General features: G+C 61.0%; 14 protein-coding genes. 11 read left to right on the top strand and 3 right to left on the bottom strand.

The window, feature by feature from the left end:
* Positions 1-92 precede the first annotated feature (92 nt).
* The 10 genes from glpD (at position 93) to IV89_RS11195 (ending at position 11,529) form a co-directional block, all read left to right on the top strand.
* Positions 93-1,706: a glycerol-3-phosphate dehydrogenase gene (glpD, locus tag IV89_RS11240; protein ID WP_037943907.1), complete on the top strand. Its 1,614-nt coding sequence runs from the start codon at positions 93-95 to the stop codon at positions 1,704-1,706.
* A 13-nt stretch (positions 1,707-1,719) separates the two neighbouring features.
* Positions 1,720-2,808 (top strand): ABC transporter ATP-binding protein, encoded by a 1,089-nt coding sequence (locus tag IV89_RS11235; RefSeq protein WP_005852576.1) that lies wholly within the window; start codon positions 1,720-1,722, stop codon positions 2,806-2,808.
* Positions 2,809-2,823: 15 nt separating this feature from the next.
* A complete protein-coding gene (locus IV89_RS11230) occupies positions 2,824-3,903 on the top strand; it encodes an ABC transporter ATP-binding protein (RefSeq protein ID WP_005852578.1) in 1,080 nt (359 codons plus the stop codon).
* Between the two features lie 51 nt (positions 3,904-3,954).
* The gene (locus tag IV89_RS11225) at positions 3,955-4,827 is read left to right on the top strand and encodes a sugar ABC transporter permease (RefSeq protein ID WP_037943909.1); all 873 of its coding nucleotides are present in this window, start codon (positions 3,955-3,957) and stop codon (positions 4,825-4,827) included.
* Positions 4,827-5,666: a carbohydrate ABC transporter permease gene (locus IV89_RS11220; RefSeq protein ID WP_009826627.1), complete on the top strand. Its 840-nt coding sequence runs from the start codon at positions 4,827-4,829 to the stop codon at positions 5,664-5,666. Before IV89_RS11225 ends, IV89_RS11220 begins: the two co-directional genes overlap by 1 nt.
* A 24-nt stretch (positions 5,667-5,690) precedes the next feature.
* Complete coding sequence (locus tag IV89_RS11215) at positions 5,691-5,963, top strand: DUF2160 domain-containing protein (protein WP_005852584.1); 273 nt, start codon at positions 5,691-5,693, stop codon at positions 5,961-5,963.
* Positions 5,964-6,034: 71 nt separating this feature from the next.
* On the top strand, positions 6,035-7,756 hold the full coding sequence (locus tag IV89_RS11210) for an ABC transporter substrate-binding protein (RefSeq protein WP_037943910.1): 1,722 nt from the start codon (positions 6,035-6,037) through the stop codon (positions 7,754-7,756).
* Positions 7,757-7,909: 153 nt separating this feature from the next.
* Positions 7,910-9,397, top strand: coding sequence for a glycerol kinase GlpK (gene glpK / locus IV89_RS11205; protein WP_037943913.1), 1,488 nt, complete (start codon positions 7,910-7,912; stop codon positions 9,395-9,397).
* A 10-nt stretch (positions 9,398-9,407) separates the two neighbouring features.
* Positions 9,408-10,391 (top strand): class 1 fructose-bisphosphatase, encoded by a 984-nt coding sequence (locus IV89_RS11200; RefSeq protein ID WP_009826630.1) that lies wholly within the window; start codon positions 9,408-9,410, stop codon positions 10,389-10,391.
* Positions 10,392-10,395: 4 nt separating this feature from the next.
* Positions 10,396-11,529: an iron-containing alcohol dehydrogenase gene (locus IV89_RS11195; protein ID WP_037943914.1), complete on the top strand. Its 1,134-nt coding sequence runs from the start codon at positions 10,396-10,398 to the stop codon at positions 11,527-11,529.
* A gap of 16 nt (positions 11,530-11,545) precedes the next feature.
* Here the strand turns inward: IV89_RS11195 and IV89_RS11190 are convergent, their stop codons facing one another.
* Together IV89_RS11190 and dusA are read right to left on the bottom strand one after the other, a co-directional pair.
* Entirely contained in the window at positions 11,546-12,367 is an 822-nt protein-coding gene (locus IV89_RS11190; protein WP_037943915.1) for a sulfite exporter TauE/SafE family protein, read from the bottom strand.
* Between the two features lie 37 nt (positions 12,368-12,404).
* Complete coding sequence (gene dusA / locus IV89_RS11185) at positions 12,405-13,418, bottom strand: tRNA dihydrouridine(20/20a) synthase DusA (protein ID WP_037943917.1); 1,014 nt, start codon at positions 13,416-13,418, stop codon at positions 12,405-12,407.
* Positions 13,419-13,719: 301 nt separating this feature from the next.
* Between dusA and IV89_RS11180 the strand changes: the two genes are divergently transcribed.
* Entirely contained in the window at positions 13,720-13,923 is a 204-nt protein-coding gene (locus IV89_RS11180) for a hypothetical protein (RefSeq protein WP_235183771.1), read from the top strand.
* Between the two features lie 32 nt (positions 13,924-13,955).
* Here the strand turns inward: IV89_RS11180 and IV89_RS11175 are convergent, their stop codons facing one another.
* Positions 13,956-14,198, bottom strand: coding sequence for a DUF1289 domain-containing protein (locus tag IV89_RS11175; RefSeq protein ID WP_037943919.1), 243 nt, complete (start codon positions 14,196-14,198; stop codon positions 13,956-13,958).
* Positions 14,199-14,227: the final 29 nt, after the last annotated feature.

Here is a 14,227-nt window from a genome sequence, read left to right as displayed (position 1 = left end):
TCGATCTTGAAAAACGAAGGGGCTTGGTGTCTTTTGTCACGACGTCCCGCAAACCTAGCTGCGAGACGCGAAAATGATGCGGGGAGGCTTCATTGAGCCAGCTTGAAACAGAACACAGCGTCGATCTCTTTGTGATCGGCGGAGGGATCAACGGCTGCGGCATTGCACGCGACGCCGTGGGCCGTGGGTTTAGCGTCGAGCTGGCAGAGATGAACGATCTGGCCTCGGCAACATCCTCGGCCTCGACCAAGCTGTTTCACGGCGGGCTGCGCTATCTGGAATACTGGGAGGTCCGCCTTGTCCGCGAGGCGTTGATCGAACGCGAAACCCTGCTGAAAGCGATGCCGCATATCTCTTGGCCGATGCGGTTTGTGCTGCCTTATCATAAGGATATGCGGTTCGAGGGGGATACGCCCACCTCAAAGCTGCTCAACGTGTTCATGCCGTGGATGAAGGGGCGTCGCCCTGCGTGGCTGATCCGCTTGGGTCTGTTCATGTATGACAATCTGGGCGGGCGGCAGATCCTCAAGGGGACGACCGCGGTCGATCTGACGCAGGCCCCCGAGGGGGCACCGCTGCAGGACAAGTTCGAAAAAGCCTATGAGTATTCCGACTGCTGGATCGAAGACAGCCGTCTGGTGGTGCTGAACGCCCGCGACGCCCAAACCCGTGGTGCGCGGATCAACACCCGCACCAAGGTTGTTTCTGCCGAGCAGGTCGACGGCATGTGGCAGGTCACGCTGGAACCGAAAGACGGCGGCCCCCAACGCGTGGTACAGGCCAAGATGCTGGTCAACGCCGGTGGCCCTTGGGTGGAAAACGTGATCCGCAACACCGTGCGCATCAATTCCTCGGAAGGGGTGCGGCTGGTGCGGGGCAGCCATATCGTGACGCCCAAGCTGTATGACCACGACAAATGCTACTTCTTCCAAGGCGAAGACGGGCGTATCATCTTTACCATTCCTTACGAGACGGATTTTACCCTGATCGGCACCACAGATGCCGACCACACGGATGTGTCCGAAAAGCCGGTCTGCACCCCCGAGGAGCAGGACTACCTCGTACGTTTTGCGTCCAAATACCTGAAAAAGCAGATCACCACCGACGATATCGTCTGGACCTACTCCGGCGTGCGCCCGCTGTATAACGACGGGGCGAGCTCTGCCACGGCGGCGACGCGGGACTATGTGCTGAAGGTCGACACATCCGCCGGTGCGCCGGTGCTGAACGTCTTTGGCGGCAAGATCACCACCTACCGCCGTCTGGCCGAAAGCGCGCTAGAGAAGATCCAGCCCTATTTTGCCAATGACGCCAAACCCTGGACGGCGGGTGTCGCCTTGCCTGGCGGCGATTTTCCGGTAGACGGCGTGGCGGCGTTGAAACAAGAGTTGCAGGACCGCTACGGCTTTTTGACCCAACGTTGGGCGGATCGTCTGGTCAAAGCCTACGGGCGCGAGGCATTTGATGTCTTGGGCGACGCGCAAACCGCGGCAGATCTGGGGCGTGATTTCGGTGCGACCCTGACCGAGCGTGAGGCCAAGTGGCTGATCGACAAGGAATTTGCCCGCACCGCTGACGACATCATCTGGCGCCGGTCCAAACTGGGCCTGCGGCTTGACGCGGATGAATTGAACACGTTGGAAGCATGGATGGTGGAAACCACCGCCACGCCCGCCGACAACACTACAGCCGCCACTGGCGCGTGAAGGGGAGAGGAACATGTCGCTCGTTTTGCAAGGCGTGTCCAAGGTCGTAAACGGCCAGACGCATATTCATCCGACAGATCTTGAGCTGCAGTCCGGCACCATGAACGTGCTGCTGGGGCCGACATCTGCGGGCAAGACTTCCCTGATGCGGTTGATGGCGGGGCTGGATGTACCCAACACCGGCAAGGTGATCTGGAACGGCGAGGATGTCACCGGCATGCGCGTTCAGGATCGCGGTGTGGCGATGGTGTATCAGCAGTTCATCAACTACCCGTCGATGACCGTCTACAACAACATCGCCAGCCCCATGCGGTTGCTGGGCAAATCCAAGGACGAGATCGACAGCGCCGTGCGCAAGGCCGCCGATCTGATGCAGTTGACGCCGATGCTGGACCGCAAGCCGCTGGAACTGTCGGGCGGGCAACAGCAACGCTGCGCGCTTGCGCGGGCTTTGGTCAAGGACGCGGGGCTGGTGTTGCTGGACGAACCGCTGGCGAACCTCGACTACAAGCTGCGCGAAGAGCTGCGGGCCGAAATCCCGAAAATCTTTGAGGAAGCAGGCTCGATCTTCGTCTATGCCACGACCGAACCGGAAGAGGCGCTTTTGCTGGGCGGGCATACCGCCACATTGTGGGAAGGACGCATCACGCAGTTCGGCCTGACCCCCGTGGTCTACCGCCAGCCGGTTGATGCCACGACCGCGCGCGTCTTCTCTGACCCGCCGATGAACTTCCTCAACATCACCAAGGCCGGCGACACGCTGACTTTTGGTGATGGCAACAAGGTCGCGACCTTCGGGAACTTCAAGACCGTGGCCGATGGCAGCTATGTTGCGGGCTTCCGCCCCAACCACCTTGAACTGTCCAAGCAGTCTGACGACGCGCTGGAGTTTGCGGGCAAGCTGAACGTGACCGAGATCACAGGGTCGGAAACCTTTATCCACCTTGATCACCACGGTGAAAACTGGGTCGGTCTGGTGCACGGGGTCAAAGACCTCAAGATCGGGGCTCCGCTGAACGTCTATCTTGACCCGACACATGTTTACATCTTTGCCGAAGACGGCACATCCGTGGCCCCCGCATCCTATGCGGCAGCGGCCTGAGGGAGGACCGGACCAATGGCAAAAATCACCCTTGATAACCTGGCGCATTCCTATTTGCCCAACCCCACCAGCGAAGATGACTTTGCGCTGAAAGAGCTGAACCACGACTGGGTGGACGGTGAGGCCTATGCGCTTTTGGGCGCGTCGGGCTGTGGTAAATCCACGTTGCTGAACATCATCTCGGGCCTGCTGCACCCCAGTCAGGGCCGCATCCTGTTCAACGACCGTGACGTGACCAACGACCCCACGACCAAGCGCAACATCGCGCAGGTTTTCCAGTTTCCGGTGGTCTATGACACGATGACCGTGCGCGACAATCTGGCGTTCCCGCTGCGCAACCGGGGCGCGGATGCGGCCTATGTCGCGCAGCGCGTGCAGCAGATCGCGGGGATGATCGGCATGGAGGACATGCTGAACCGCAAGGCGCGCGGGCTGACGGCGGATGCGAAACAGAAAATCTCGCTCGGGCGGGGGATGGTGCGCGAGGACGTGAACGCGCTGCTGTTCGACGAGCCGCTGACCGTGATCGACCCCCATATGAAGTGGGAGCTGCGCACGCAGTTGAAATCACTGCACCATGAATTCGGTCACACCATGATCTATGTGACCCACGACCAGACAGAGGCGCTGACCTTTGCTGACAAAGTCGTCGTGATGTATGACGGCCGCGTTGTGCAGATGGGCACCCCGCAAGAGCTGTTCGAGACACCACAGCACACCTTCGTGGGCTATTTCATCGGCTCACCCGGTATGAATGTGCTCGACGCGACGGTGACCGGCGACAAGGCCGTCATTGGCGGCCACGAGATCGACTTGGGCCACGGCTTTGCGCCGCTGGACGGCAAGGTCGAACTGGGCGTGCGGCCCGAATTCACACGGCTTGCCACGGGCGCGGCGGGGCTGCCTGTCACGATCAAGCGGATCGAGGACGTGGGCCGCCACAAGATCGTGCGTGCTGACTTTAATGGCAGTGAAATCAACGTGATCGCCGAAGAAGGCGCCGAGATTTCGCCGGATATGAACCGCATTGTTTTCGACCCAGCCGGGGTGAATGTCTATGCCAACAGCTGGCGCGTTGCGCCGCAGGGGGCCTAAGATGATCCAATCCGCCGCTTTCCCGCTGACCCTCGCTGAAAGGACCGCGTCATGAACAAGACCGTCAATCAAAAGGCCTGGTTCCTTGTGCTGCCCGTGCTGCTGCTGGTGGCTTTCTCTGCCGTGATCCCGCTGATGACCGTGGTGAACTATTCGGTGCAAGATACCTTCGGGAACAACCAGTTCTTCTGGGCTGGCCTCGACTGGTTCCGCGAGATGATTGAATCAGAGCGGATGTGGAACGCCTTGGGCCGCCAGATCGCCTTTTCGGTGATCATTCTGGCCATTGAAATCCCGTTGGGGATCTTTGTGGCGCTGAACATGCCCAAGAAAGGGTTCTGGGCCTCGCTTTGTCTGGTTCTGATGTCGCTGCCGCTGCTGATCCCGTGGAACGTTGTGGGCACCATCTGGCAAATCTTTGGCCGCGTGGACATTGGCCTGTTGGGCTACACGCTGTCGGCCTTGGGCATCGACTATAACTACACCCAGGATTTCTATGCCGCATGGATCACTGTGATCGTGATGGATGTCTGGCACTGGACGTCACTGGTGGCGCTGCTGGCCTATGCCGGTCTGCAATCCATCCCCGATGCTTACTATCAGGCGGCCAAGATCGACCAAGCGAGCCGCTGGAAAGTCTTCCGCTATATCGAGCTGCCCAAGATGATGGGGGTTCTGATGATCGCGATCCTGCTGCGGTTTATGGACAGCTTCATGATCTACACCGAACCGTTCGTCGTGACGGGCGGGGGGCCTGGTAACTCTACCACCTTCCTGTCGATCGATCTGGTCAAGATGGCGCTCGGACAGTTTGACCTTGGTCCTGCGGCGGCGTTCTCGATCATGTATTATCTGGTGATCCTGCTGATCTCCTATGTGTTCTACACCGTGATGACGAACCTCGATAAAAGGGATGGCCACTGATGTCTGATCTTGCACAAAAAAGAGGGTTTGCCCTGCCCAAGATCAAGGGCAATGCGATTGTCATGGCGCTCTATCTGCTGTTCTTGCTGCTGCCGATCTATTGGCTGCTGAACATGAGCCTCAAGACCAACACAGAGATCCTCAACAGCTTTACCCTGTGGCCGCGTGATCTGACCTTCGACAACTATATGACGATCCTGACGGATGCGTCATGGTACACGGGCTATCTGAACTCGATGGCTTATGTGGTAATGAACATGGTGATCTCGCTCGCGGTGGCGCTGCCGGCGGCCTATGCCTTCTCGCGCTACAGCTTCATGGGCGACAAGCACCTGTTCTTCTGGCTGCTGACCAACCGGATGGCCCCGCCCGCGGTTTTCGCGCTGCCGTTCTTCCAGCTTTATAGCTCCGTCGGGTTGTTCGACACGCATATTGCTGTGGCGCTGGCGCATTGTCTGTTCAACGTGCCGCTGGCGGTGTGGATCCTCGAAGGGTTCATGCGCGGCGTCCCGAAAGAGATCGACGAGACGGCCTATATCGACGGCTACAGCTTCCCGCGCTTTTTCATCCGCATCTTCACGCCGCTGGTCGCCTCGGGGATCGGGGTCACGGCCTTCTTCCTGTTCATGTTCAGCTGGGTTGAGCTGTTGCTGAGCCGGACGCTGACCAGCGTGGACGCCAAGCCGATTGCCGCCACCATGACCCGTACCGTGGGCGCCGCCGGGATCGACTGGGGTGTGCTGGCCGCAGCAGGGGTGCTGACCATCGTGCCGGGGGCCTTGGTGATCTATTTCGTGCGCAACTACATCGCCAAAGGCTTTGCCTTGGGCCGCGTTTAACAAAGAAAGACCGGAGGAAACACTATGGACTGGATGGCTTGGACTTGGCCCACCGCCGCTTTCTTTGGGATCATCGCGGTGACGCTGATCACCTTTACGATCCTTGCAATCAAATTCCCCGAAGTGCCGCGTGCCGGTATACTGGGGATGGAAACGACGCGCGGTGACCGGTTGTTCATCACGCTTCTGGGCTCGGCCTTTATCAATCTGGCTTGGCTCGGGCTGCTCAGTGCGCCCCAATGGGGGGCATTGGTTGTCTGCCTTTTCTATGCCATCGCGGTTTTCCGCTGGGTCTAGGAAAGGAAAATAAGGGGGGCCGGCCTGCAAGAACCGGACCTCTCAAATGTTCAATTCTAGGGAGGAACATCATGAACTTGCGCTTAAAGGGAACGACTGCGATCGGGCTTGCGGCTTGCATGTTTGCCGCACCTGCGTTCGCCGACATGGAGGCCGCAAAGGCTTTCCTTGATAAAGAAATCGGCGATCTCTCCGCGCTGTCGCGGGAAGACCAGGAAGCCGAACTGCAGTTCTTTATCGACGCTGCAAAACCGTTCGAGGGCATGTCGATCAACGTCGTGTCCGAGACAATCGGCACGCACACCTACGAATCCACCGTTCTGGCCCCCGCTTTCGAAGCGATCACCGGCATCAAGGTCACCCATGACCTGATCGGCGAAGGTGACGTTGTCGAAAAGCTGCAAACGCAAATGCAGTCGGGCGAGAACATCTATGACGCCTATATCAACGATTCCGACCTGATCGGGACGCACTGGCGCTATCAGCAAGCCCGCAACCTGTCCGACTGGATGGAAGGCGAAGGCAAGGCCGTGACCAACCCCGGTCTCGACCTCGAAGACTTCATCGGCCTGTCGTTCACCACCGGCCCCGATGGCAAGATCTACCAACTGCCCGACCAGCAGTTCGCGAACCTGTATTGGTTCCGCTACGATTGGTTCAACGACGAACAGAACAAAGCTGATTTCAAAGAGAAATATGGCTACGATCTGGGTGTTCCGGTCAACTGGTCCGCATATGAGGACATCGCCGAGTTCTTCACCGGTCGCGACCTGTCGCGTCTTGGCGTCGAAGGCGAAGTCTTTGGCAACATGGACTACGGCAAGAAAGACCCGTCGCTTGGCTGGCGCTACACCGATGCGTGGCTGTCGATGGCCGGTGCCGGTGACGTAGGCGAGCCAAACGGTCTGCCCGTCGACGAATGGGGTATCCGCGTCAACGAAAACTCGCAGCCTGTGGGTTCTTGCGTTGCGCGTGGCGGTGCCACAAACGGGCCAGCAGCGGTCTATGCCGTGACCAAAGCGATCGAATGGCTGCAGAAGTATTCGCCTCCGGCGGCTGCGGGCATGACCTTCTCTGAGGCGGGCCCGATTCCGGCGCAGGGCAACGTGGCCCAGCAGATGTTCTGGTACACCGCCTTTACCGCCGCGTCGGTAGAGCCTGACCTGCCCGTGATGAACGAAGATGGCACGCCGAAATGGCGCATGGCACCTTCGCCCCACGGTGCTTATTGGACCGAAGGCACCAAGATCGGGTATCAGGATGCCGGGTCGTGGACGCTGATGAAATCCACTCCGGTGGACCGTGCACAGGCCGCATGGCTCTATGCGCAGTTCGTCACCTCCAAGACTGTGGACGTCAAGAAAAGCCACGTTGGCCTGACCTTCATCCGTGAATCGTCGATCCAGCACGAAAGCTTTACAGAGCGTGCACCGAAACTGGGTGGTCTGGTTGAATTCTACCGTTCGCCCGCGCGCGTTCAGTGGTCCCCAACTGGTACCAACGTGCCTGACTATCCAAAGCTGGCGCAGCTGTGGTGGCAGAACATCGGCGACGCCATGTCCGGTGCGAAGACCCCTCAGGAAGCGCTTGATGCCCTGTGCGCCGATCAGGAAAAAGTCCTGATCCGTCTGGAGCGTGCCGGCGTTCAAGGGGACATTGGCCCCAAGATGAACGAAGAGCGTGACCCAGAGTACTGGCTGTCCCAGCCCGGTTCGCCCAAAGCGAAACTGGAAAGCGAAGACGAAGAGCCACAGACCATCGCCTATGATGAGCTGATCAAATCCTGGCAGTAAGCCACTCTTTCCGGGGCCGGTTCGCTGGCCCCGGAACCTTTGATTTTCCAACAACGCCGACATCCGTCATTGCCCTGACATCTGGTCGGGCCTGCCGACCCTTGCTAGGATACGGCACCATCTGACGGTTGCTACACTTCCAAAGGGACGCGCATGACGTATATCCTTGCCATTGACCAAGGCACCACCTCCACACGGGCCATCGTTTACGATGACACGATGACGTCGATTGCCAGCGCCCAGGAAGAATTCCCCCAGCATTTCCCCCAGTCCGGCTGGGTTGAACATGATCCCGATGATCTGTGGCGCACCACGCAGGCGACCTGCCGCGGGGCGATCGACAAGGCAGGGATCACGGCAGGCGATATCGCCGCCATCGGCATCACCAACCAGCGCGAGACGGTTGTGGTCTGGGACAAGCAGACCGGCCGCCCGATCTATAACGCCATCGTCTGGCAGGACCGCCGCACCGCCAGCCAGTGCCGCACCCTGCGCGATGCGGGCCACGAAGAGATGTTCACCGACCGCACCGGCCTGTTGTTGGACCCGTATTTCTCGGGCACCAAGCTGGCGTGGATATTGGACAACGTCGAAGGCGCGCGGGACCGTGCCGCCAAGGGCGAGCTGCTGTTCGGCACTGTCGATTGCTTTTTGATCTGGAAGCTGACCGGCGGGGCCTCCCATGCGACGGATGCCACCAACGCCGCGCGCACCATGCTTTATGACATCCGCAAAGGCCGGTGGAGCCGGTCGATCTGTGACCTGCTCGACATCCCGATGGAGATGTTGCCAGAGGTCAAGAATTGCGCCGATGATTTCGGCCATACCGATCCCGATGTTCTGGGCGCTGCCGTACCGATCCACGGGGTCGCGGGCGACCAGCAGGCGGCCACGGTGGGGCAGGCGTGTTTCGAGCCGGGGATGCTGAAATCCACCTACGGCACGGGCTGTTTCGCGCTGATGAACACGGGCGACACGCCGGTACGGTCGGAAAACCGGCTGCTCACCACCATTGCCTATCAATTCGACGGCAAGCCGACGTACGCGCTGGAAGGATCGATCTTTGTCGCGGGGGCCGTGGTGCAATGGTTGCGCGACGGGTTGCAGATCATTCAGGATTCGGCCGAGACGCAAGGGCTGGCCGAACAGGCGGACCCGCATCAGAACGTGGTACTCGTCCCTGCCTTTGTCGGGCTGGGTGCGCCCTATTGGAACCCCGATTGTCGCGGCGCTGTCTTCGGGTTGACCCGCGGTACGGGGCCCGCCGAAATGGCCCGCGCGGCGCTGGAAAGCGTCGGCTACCAGACACGCGACCTGCTCGAAGCGATGTCCGCCGACTGGAAAGCAGATGGCGTGCAGCCCACCTTGCGCGTCGATGGCGGCATGTCTGCCAGCGACTGGACCATGCAATTCCTGTCCGACATCATCGCCGCCCCCGTTGACCGGCCCACCGTGCATGAAACCACCGCCCTCGGGGTCGCGTGGCTTGCGGGGATGCACGCGGGCGTTTATCCTGATCAGGAACAGTTCGCGAAATCGTGGACACAGGAAACCCAATTCACGCCGAAAATGGACGATGACCAGCGCGACGCGAAATATGCGCTCTGGAAAAAGGCCGTTGACGCGACCCTGAATTTTTAAGGAACTCCCCATGACAGCCCCAACGCTTCGCCGGTATCTGACCCAAAACAGCTTTGACCCCGATCTGGTGTTTCTGCTGGAAGACATCGCATCGGCGTCGCGACTGATCGCCGGTCTCGTGCGTCGTGGTGCCTTCGAGGGCAACCTTGGTGCCGCCGGAGAGATCAACGTGCAGGGCGAGGCGCAAAAGACGCTGGATATCATGGCCAATGATGTGTTCGAGCGTGAGTGTGCCAACAGCCCGCGTGTCGCAGCACTTGTGTCTGAAGAGGTGGAAGAGGTTACTTGGCTGAAAGAGCCGCAAAAGGGCGACTACCTGCTGTATTTCGATCCGCTGGACGGGTCGTCGAACCTTGATGTGAACCTGTCGGTGGGGTCGATCTTCTCGGTCATGCAGGTGCAGGCCGATGGTGACCGCAACGTGCTGCACAACGGCCGTAACCAGATTTGCGCGGGCTATGCGATCTACGGCCCCTCGACCATGTTTGTGGTGACCAAGGGTGACGAGGTTGCAGGCTTCAGCAGTGATCCGGACACCGGCGAATTCAGCCTGACGCACCCCAAGATGACCGTGCCCGCCGAGACCTCGGAATATGCGATCAACACGTCACGCGCACGCTATTGGTATGCCCCCGTCAGCCGCTATGTGGACGAGGCTGTCGCCGGCAAGGAAGGCCCCCGTGGCCGGTCGTTCAACATGCGCTGGACCGCGTCGATGGTCGCGGATGTGCACCGTATTCTCACGCGTGGCGGGGTCTTTTTGTACCCCGCTGACAGCAACAACCAGAAGACCGGCGGCAAGCTGCGTCTGATGTACGAGGCGAACCCGATGGCGATGGTGATCGAAGCGGCAGGCGGTGCTGCATCGACGGGGCAGGGCGCGATTATGGATGTCGCCCCCACGGCACCGCACCAGCGCGTTCCGGTGATCCTTGGCTCGCGCGACGAGGTTGCCGTGCTTGACAGCTACCACAAAGACGCCGCTGACAGCTAAGCCGATGTTTTCGTTCTTCTCTCCGCAAGCGCTGCATTTCGGGCGTGGACAGGCCGCGCAGACGGCCACGCTGGCCGCTGGCTTTGGGACGCATGTGCTGATCGTGCACGGCTCCAATGCAGCGCGCGCGGCTTGGTTGGTCGAGGATTGCCGCGCGGCGGGTCTGTCGGTCACCACACAAAGCTGCGGGTCCGAGCCGAGCCTGCCTGCGTTGGAGGCCGCACTCGCCCGTGTGTCCGCAGATCGGCCGGATGTGGTTGTCGCACTTGGCGGCGGATCGGTGATCGACTTTGCCAAGGCGCTCGCGGCGCTGATCCCCTGCGCGGGGGCACCGCTGGACTACCTCGAAGGGGTGGGGGGCGGCAAACCGCTCGATACATCCCCTTTGCCGATGATCGCGCTGCCGACCACGGCGGGCACGGGGGCAGAGGTGACCAAGAACGCGGTGATTGCCGTGCCGGAACACGGGGTCAAGGTCAGCCTGCGCGACGCGCGGATGATTCCCGATATCGCGATCGTGGATGCCGGGCTGATGCAGGGCGCACCGCGCCGCGTTACCCTTGCGGCGGGGCTGGATGCGGTCACGCAAGTGATCGAACCTTATCTGTCGGTCAAAGCGACGCCGATGACGGATGCGCTGTGTCAGGCGGCGATCCCCAAGGGGCTGGCCGCCCTGCGCGCCGTGGTTGAACAAGACGCAGCGGAAACGTGGGACGACATGGCTTGGGTCAGCACCTGCGGTGGCCTGGCCTTGGCGAATGCGGGGCTGGGGGCGGTGCATGGCTTTGCCGGTGTGATCGGCGGCCAGACCGGTGCCCCCCACGGAGAGATTTGCGGCGCGCTTCTGCCCGCGGTGCTTGCGTCTCACTTGGAAAAGGCAGAGGCAGGCACGCAGATCCACACGCGCCTGATGTGGGTGCTTGAGCTGATCGATGCGACATTCGACGTTCAAGACGGGGCAGGGATCACCGCCCTGCGCGATTGGTCCCGTCAGATGGGGCTGCGGACATTGACCGAGATGGGGTTGAACCCCGAGGATCACGCAGAGGTGGCGCGCCTGTCCGCCGGTGCATCCTCGATGAAGGGCACGCCCTTCGCGCTGTCGCAGGACGAACTGATCGCCATCCTGCGCGCCTAACGCTTATCGTGGCGGGTTACAGCCCCAGCGATTTGCGCAGCATGTTCAGCGCCACGAGGATCAGGAAGACCGCAAACACCCGTTTCAACGGTTTCGGGTCCATCGCATGGGCCAGTCTAACCCCCAGCGGCGCGGTGATGAGCGTCATGGCGATGACAATGGCAAAGGTGGGCAGGTTCACCGCCCCCACCGTCAGCGGCGGGCTGTTGGGCGCGGCATCAACCAGCAGGAACCCGATGACAGAGGGCACGGCGATCAGCACGCCAAACCCCGCAGCCGTCGCCACGGCACGGTGGATCGGCACGTTGAACAGGCTCATCAGCGGCACGCCGAAACTGCCCCCGCCGATCCCCATCAGCACCGATAGAAACCCGACAGAGGGTGACAGCGCCGCGCGCGCGGCCCCACGGGGCATCGCCTGTCCCAAGCGCCAATGCGCCCGCCCAAAGGCCATGTATAGTCCGACGACCAGCGCCAGCCCTCCAAAGATGCCCTGCAAGACGCTCGTGCGCAGCTGTGCCACCACCAGCATCCCGATGATGGCCCCGATCACGATCCCCGGTGCCCATGTCTTGAGGATCGCCCAATCGACCGCGCCCTTTTTATTGTGGCTGTGTACCGACCGCAGCGAGGTCACGATGATCGTCGCCAGCGAGGTCGCCAGACACATCTGCATCAGCTGCGGGCTGTCATAGCCAAGCGCTTGGAACGCATAGAAGAACGCAGGCACCAAGACGATACCGCCACCGACACCCAGCAGCCCCGCCAGCACACCGGCAAAGGCACCGATGGCCATGATCATAAGGACAATCTGCAGAAGGAGGGTGGGGTCTTGCATGGGGGCGATCCTGAATGTCGTGCGGTTGCCCCTGTTGCTATACCGCTTCTTGCGCCTCGGCCAGTGTTTGCATCGCGTCCAGCGCCTCTAGCAGCACCTGACGGTCGGCACCGGGGCGGGAGGCTTGCTCGGACAGGGTGCGCCGCCAGACCCGTGCGCCGGTGCGACCGGCAAAGAGCCCCATCATATGGCGCGTGATCTGGTTCAGCTTGCCGCCGCCGTCGATATGCGCGTCGATATAGGGCAGCATCTGCGCCACGACATCCTCGGGCGTGGTGTCTGCGCCGGTGCCGTAAATGCGGCGATCCGCCTGCGCCAGAATATCGGTCGGGTTATGATAGGCGCTGCGCCCGATCATCACGCCATCCAAACCGGCGTCCAGAAACGCCTCTGCCTGATCAAGCGAGGTGATGCCTCCGTTGATCGAGATATGCAGGTTCGGGAACAGCCCTTTCATCCGGTGCACCAGCTCGTAGTCCAAGGGAGGAATGTCGCGGTTTTCCTTGGGGCTGAGCCCCTGCAGCCAAGCTTTGCGCGCGTGGATTGTCACCCGTTCACAGCCCGCGCCGACGATCTGCGCCAGAAACTCGGGCAGCACCTCGGCGGGGTTCTGGTCATCCACGCCGATCCGGCATTTGACGGTCACGTCCACATCCACCGCGCGGCGCATCGCCGCGACGGATTTCGCCACCAGCGCCGGTTGCTCCATCAGCACCGCGCCAAAACAGCCCGATTGCACGCGATCCGACGGGCAGCCGACGTTCAGGTTGATCTCGTCATACCCCGCCTGCGCCCCGATCCGCGCCGCCTCTGCCAGCTCGTCCGGGTCAGACCCGCCAAGCTGCAAGGCCACGGGATGCTCCGAGGTATCATGATCCAGCAAATGCAACGCGCCACCGCGTACCAAGGCGGGCGAGGTCACCATTTCGGTATAAAGCAACGTCTGCTTTGAAAACAGCCGGTGCATGTAGCGACAATGCCGGTCGGTCCAGTCCATCATCGGGGCGACCGAAAGCCGTGCGGCGCGGGTGAGATCGGATTTGTGTCCCATGATGGTCTAGGCCTTATCGTCTATCGAGCTGGAAATATGGGGGTTCGGGAGGGTCAATGCTATAGCGGGGCGGGCATGGCAAGGGGCAGGGGGCCGATATCACGCGCCCGTTGTTTGCCTAAATCCGCGGCATTGGGCCGGAATGTGCAGGGCCTGATACGTTTATTACCCTGATTTTGCCCAAATACTGCCATATCTTAACACTTATATCACACTGTCGGAGCCAAACTACCGACAGGCGACCGAGAATCGAATCGACCGGCGCACAAATTGAACGACCCGAGAGATGGCAGAGATGAACATGACAGATACAGCGCAAGACCCGCAGACCAATATCCTTCGCTTCGTGCCCGCAGCGGCGACGTGGCAATGCGTGACCGTGGCGCAGCATTTTGGGGCGACCCCCGTGGTGCCAGCGGCGAATGACAATTACGCCCCGCAAGATCACGAAGGGGCCCAGACCAGCAGCGAAATGCTTGATTTTCTGTACCGCGTGGCCCGCTGAATCCTCATCAACGGTCCAGACGGTTCGCCAGATCAGCCTGTGCTGTCACGCTTGAGCCGCGCAGAACGGCCCCCCCGCCGCTTCGTCAACGTACCCGCCCGCGACGGTAGCTCTGCCATGATGCTGCGGCGCTCTTCGGGCGTCATACGCGACCACGCGCCGATCTCGTCAATGGATCGGTAACACCCTGTGCACAGGCGCGTCTCGGGGTGCACCACGCAAAGTTTCACGCAGGGGCTTTCGACTTCGTTCCGCTTCCAGATCTCGTCACTCATCGCTTTATCCTCGCGCTGTCGCGCTTATG

This window comes from Sulfitobacter sp. CB2047 (genome assembly GCF_000735125.2).
GTDB classification, from domain to species: Bacteria; Pseudomonadota; Alphaproteobacteria; order Rhodobacterales; family Rhodobacteraceae; genus Sulfitobacter; species Sulfitobacter pontiacus.
This window is presented reverse-complemented; position numbering and strand designations above follow the sequence as displayed.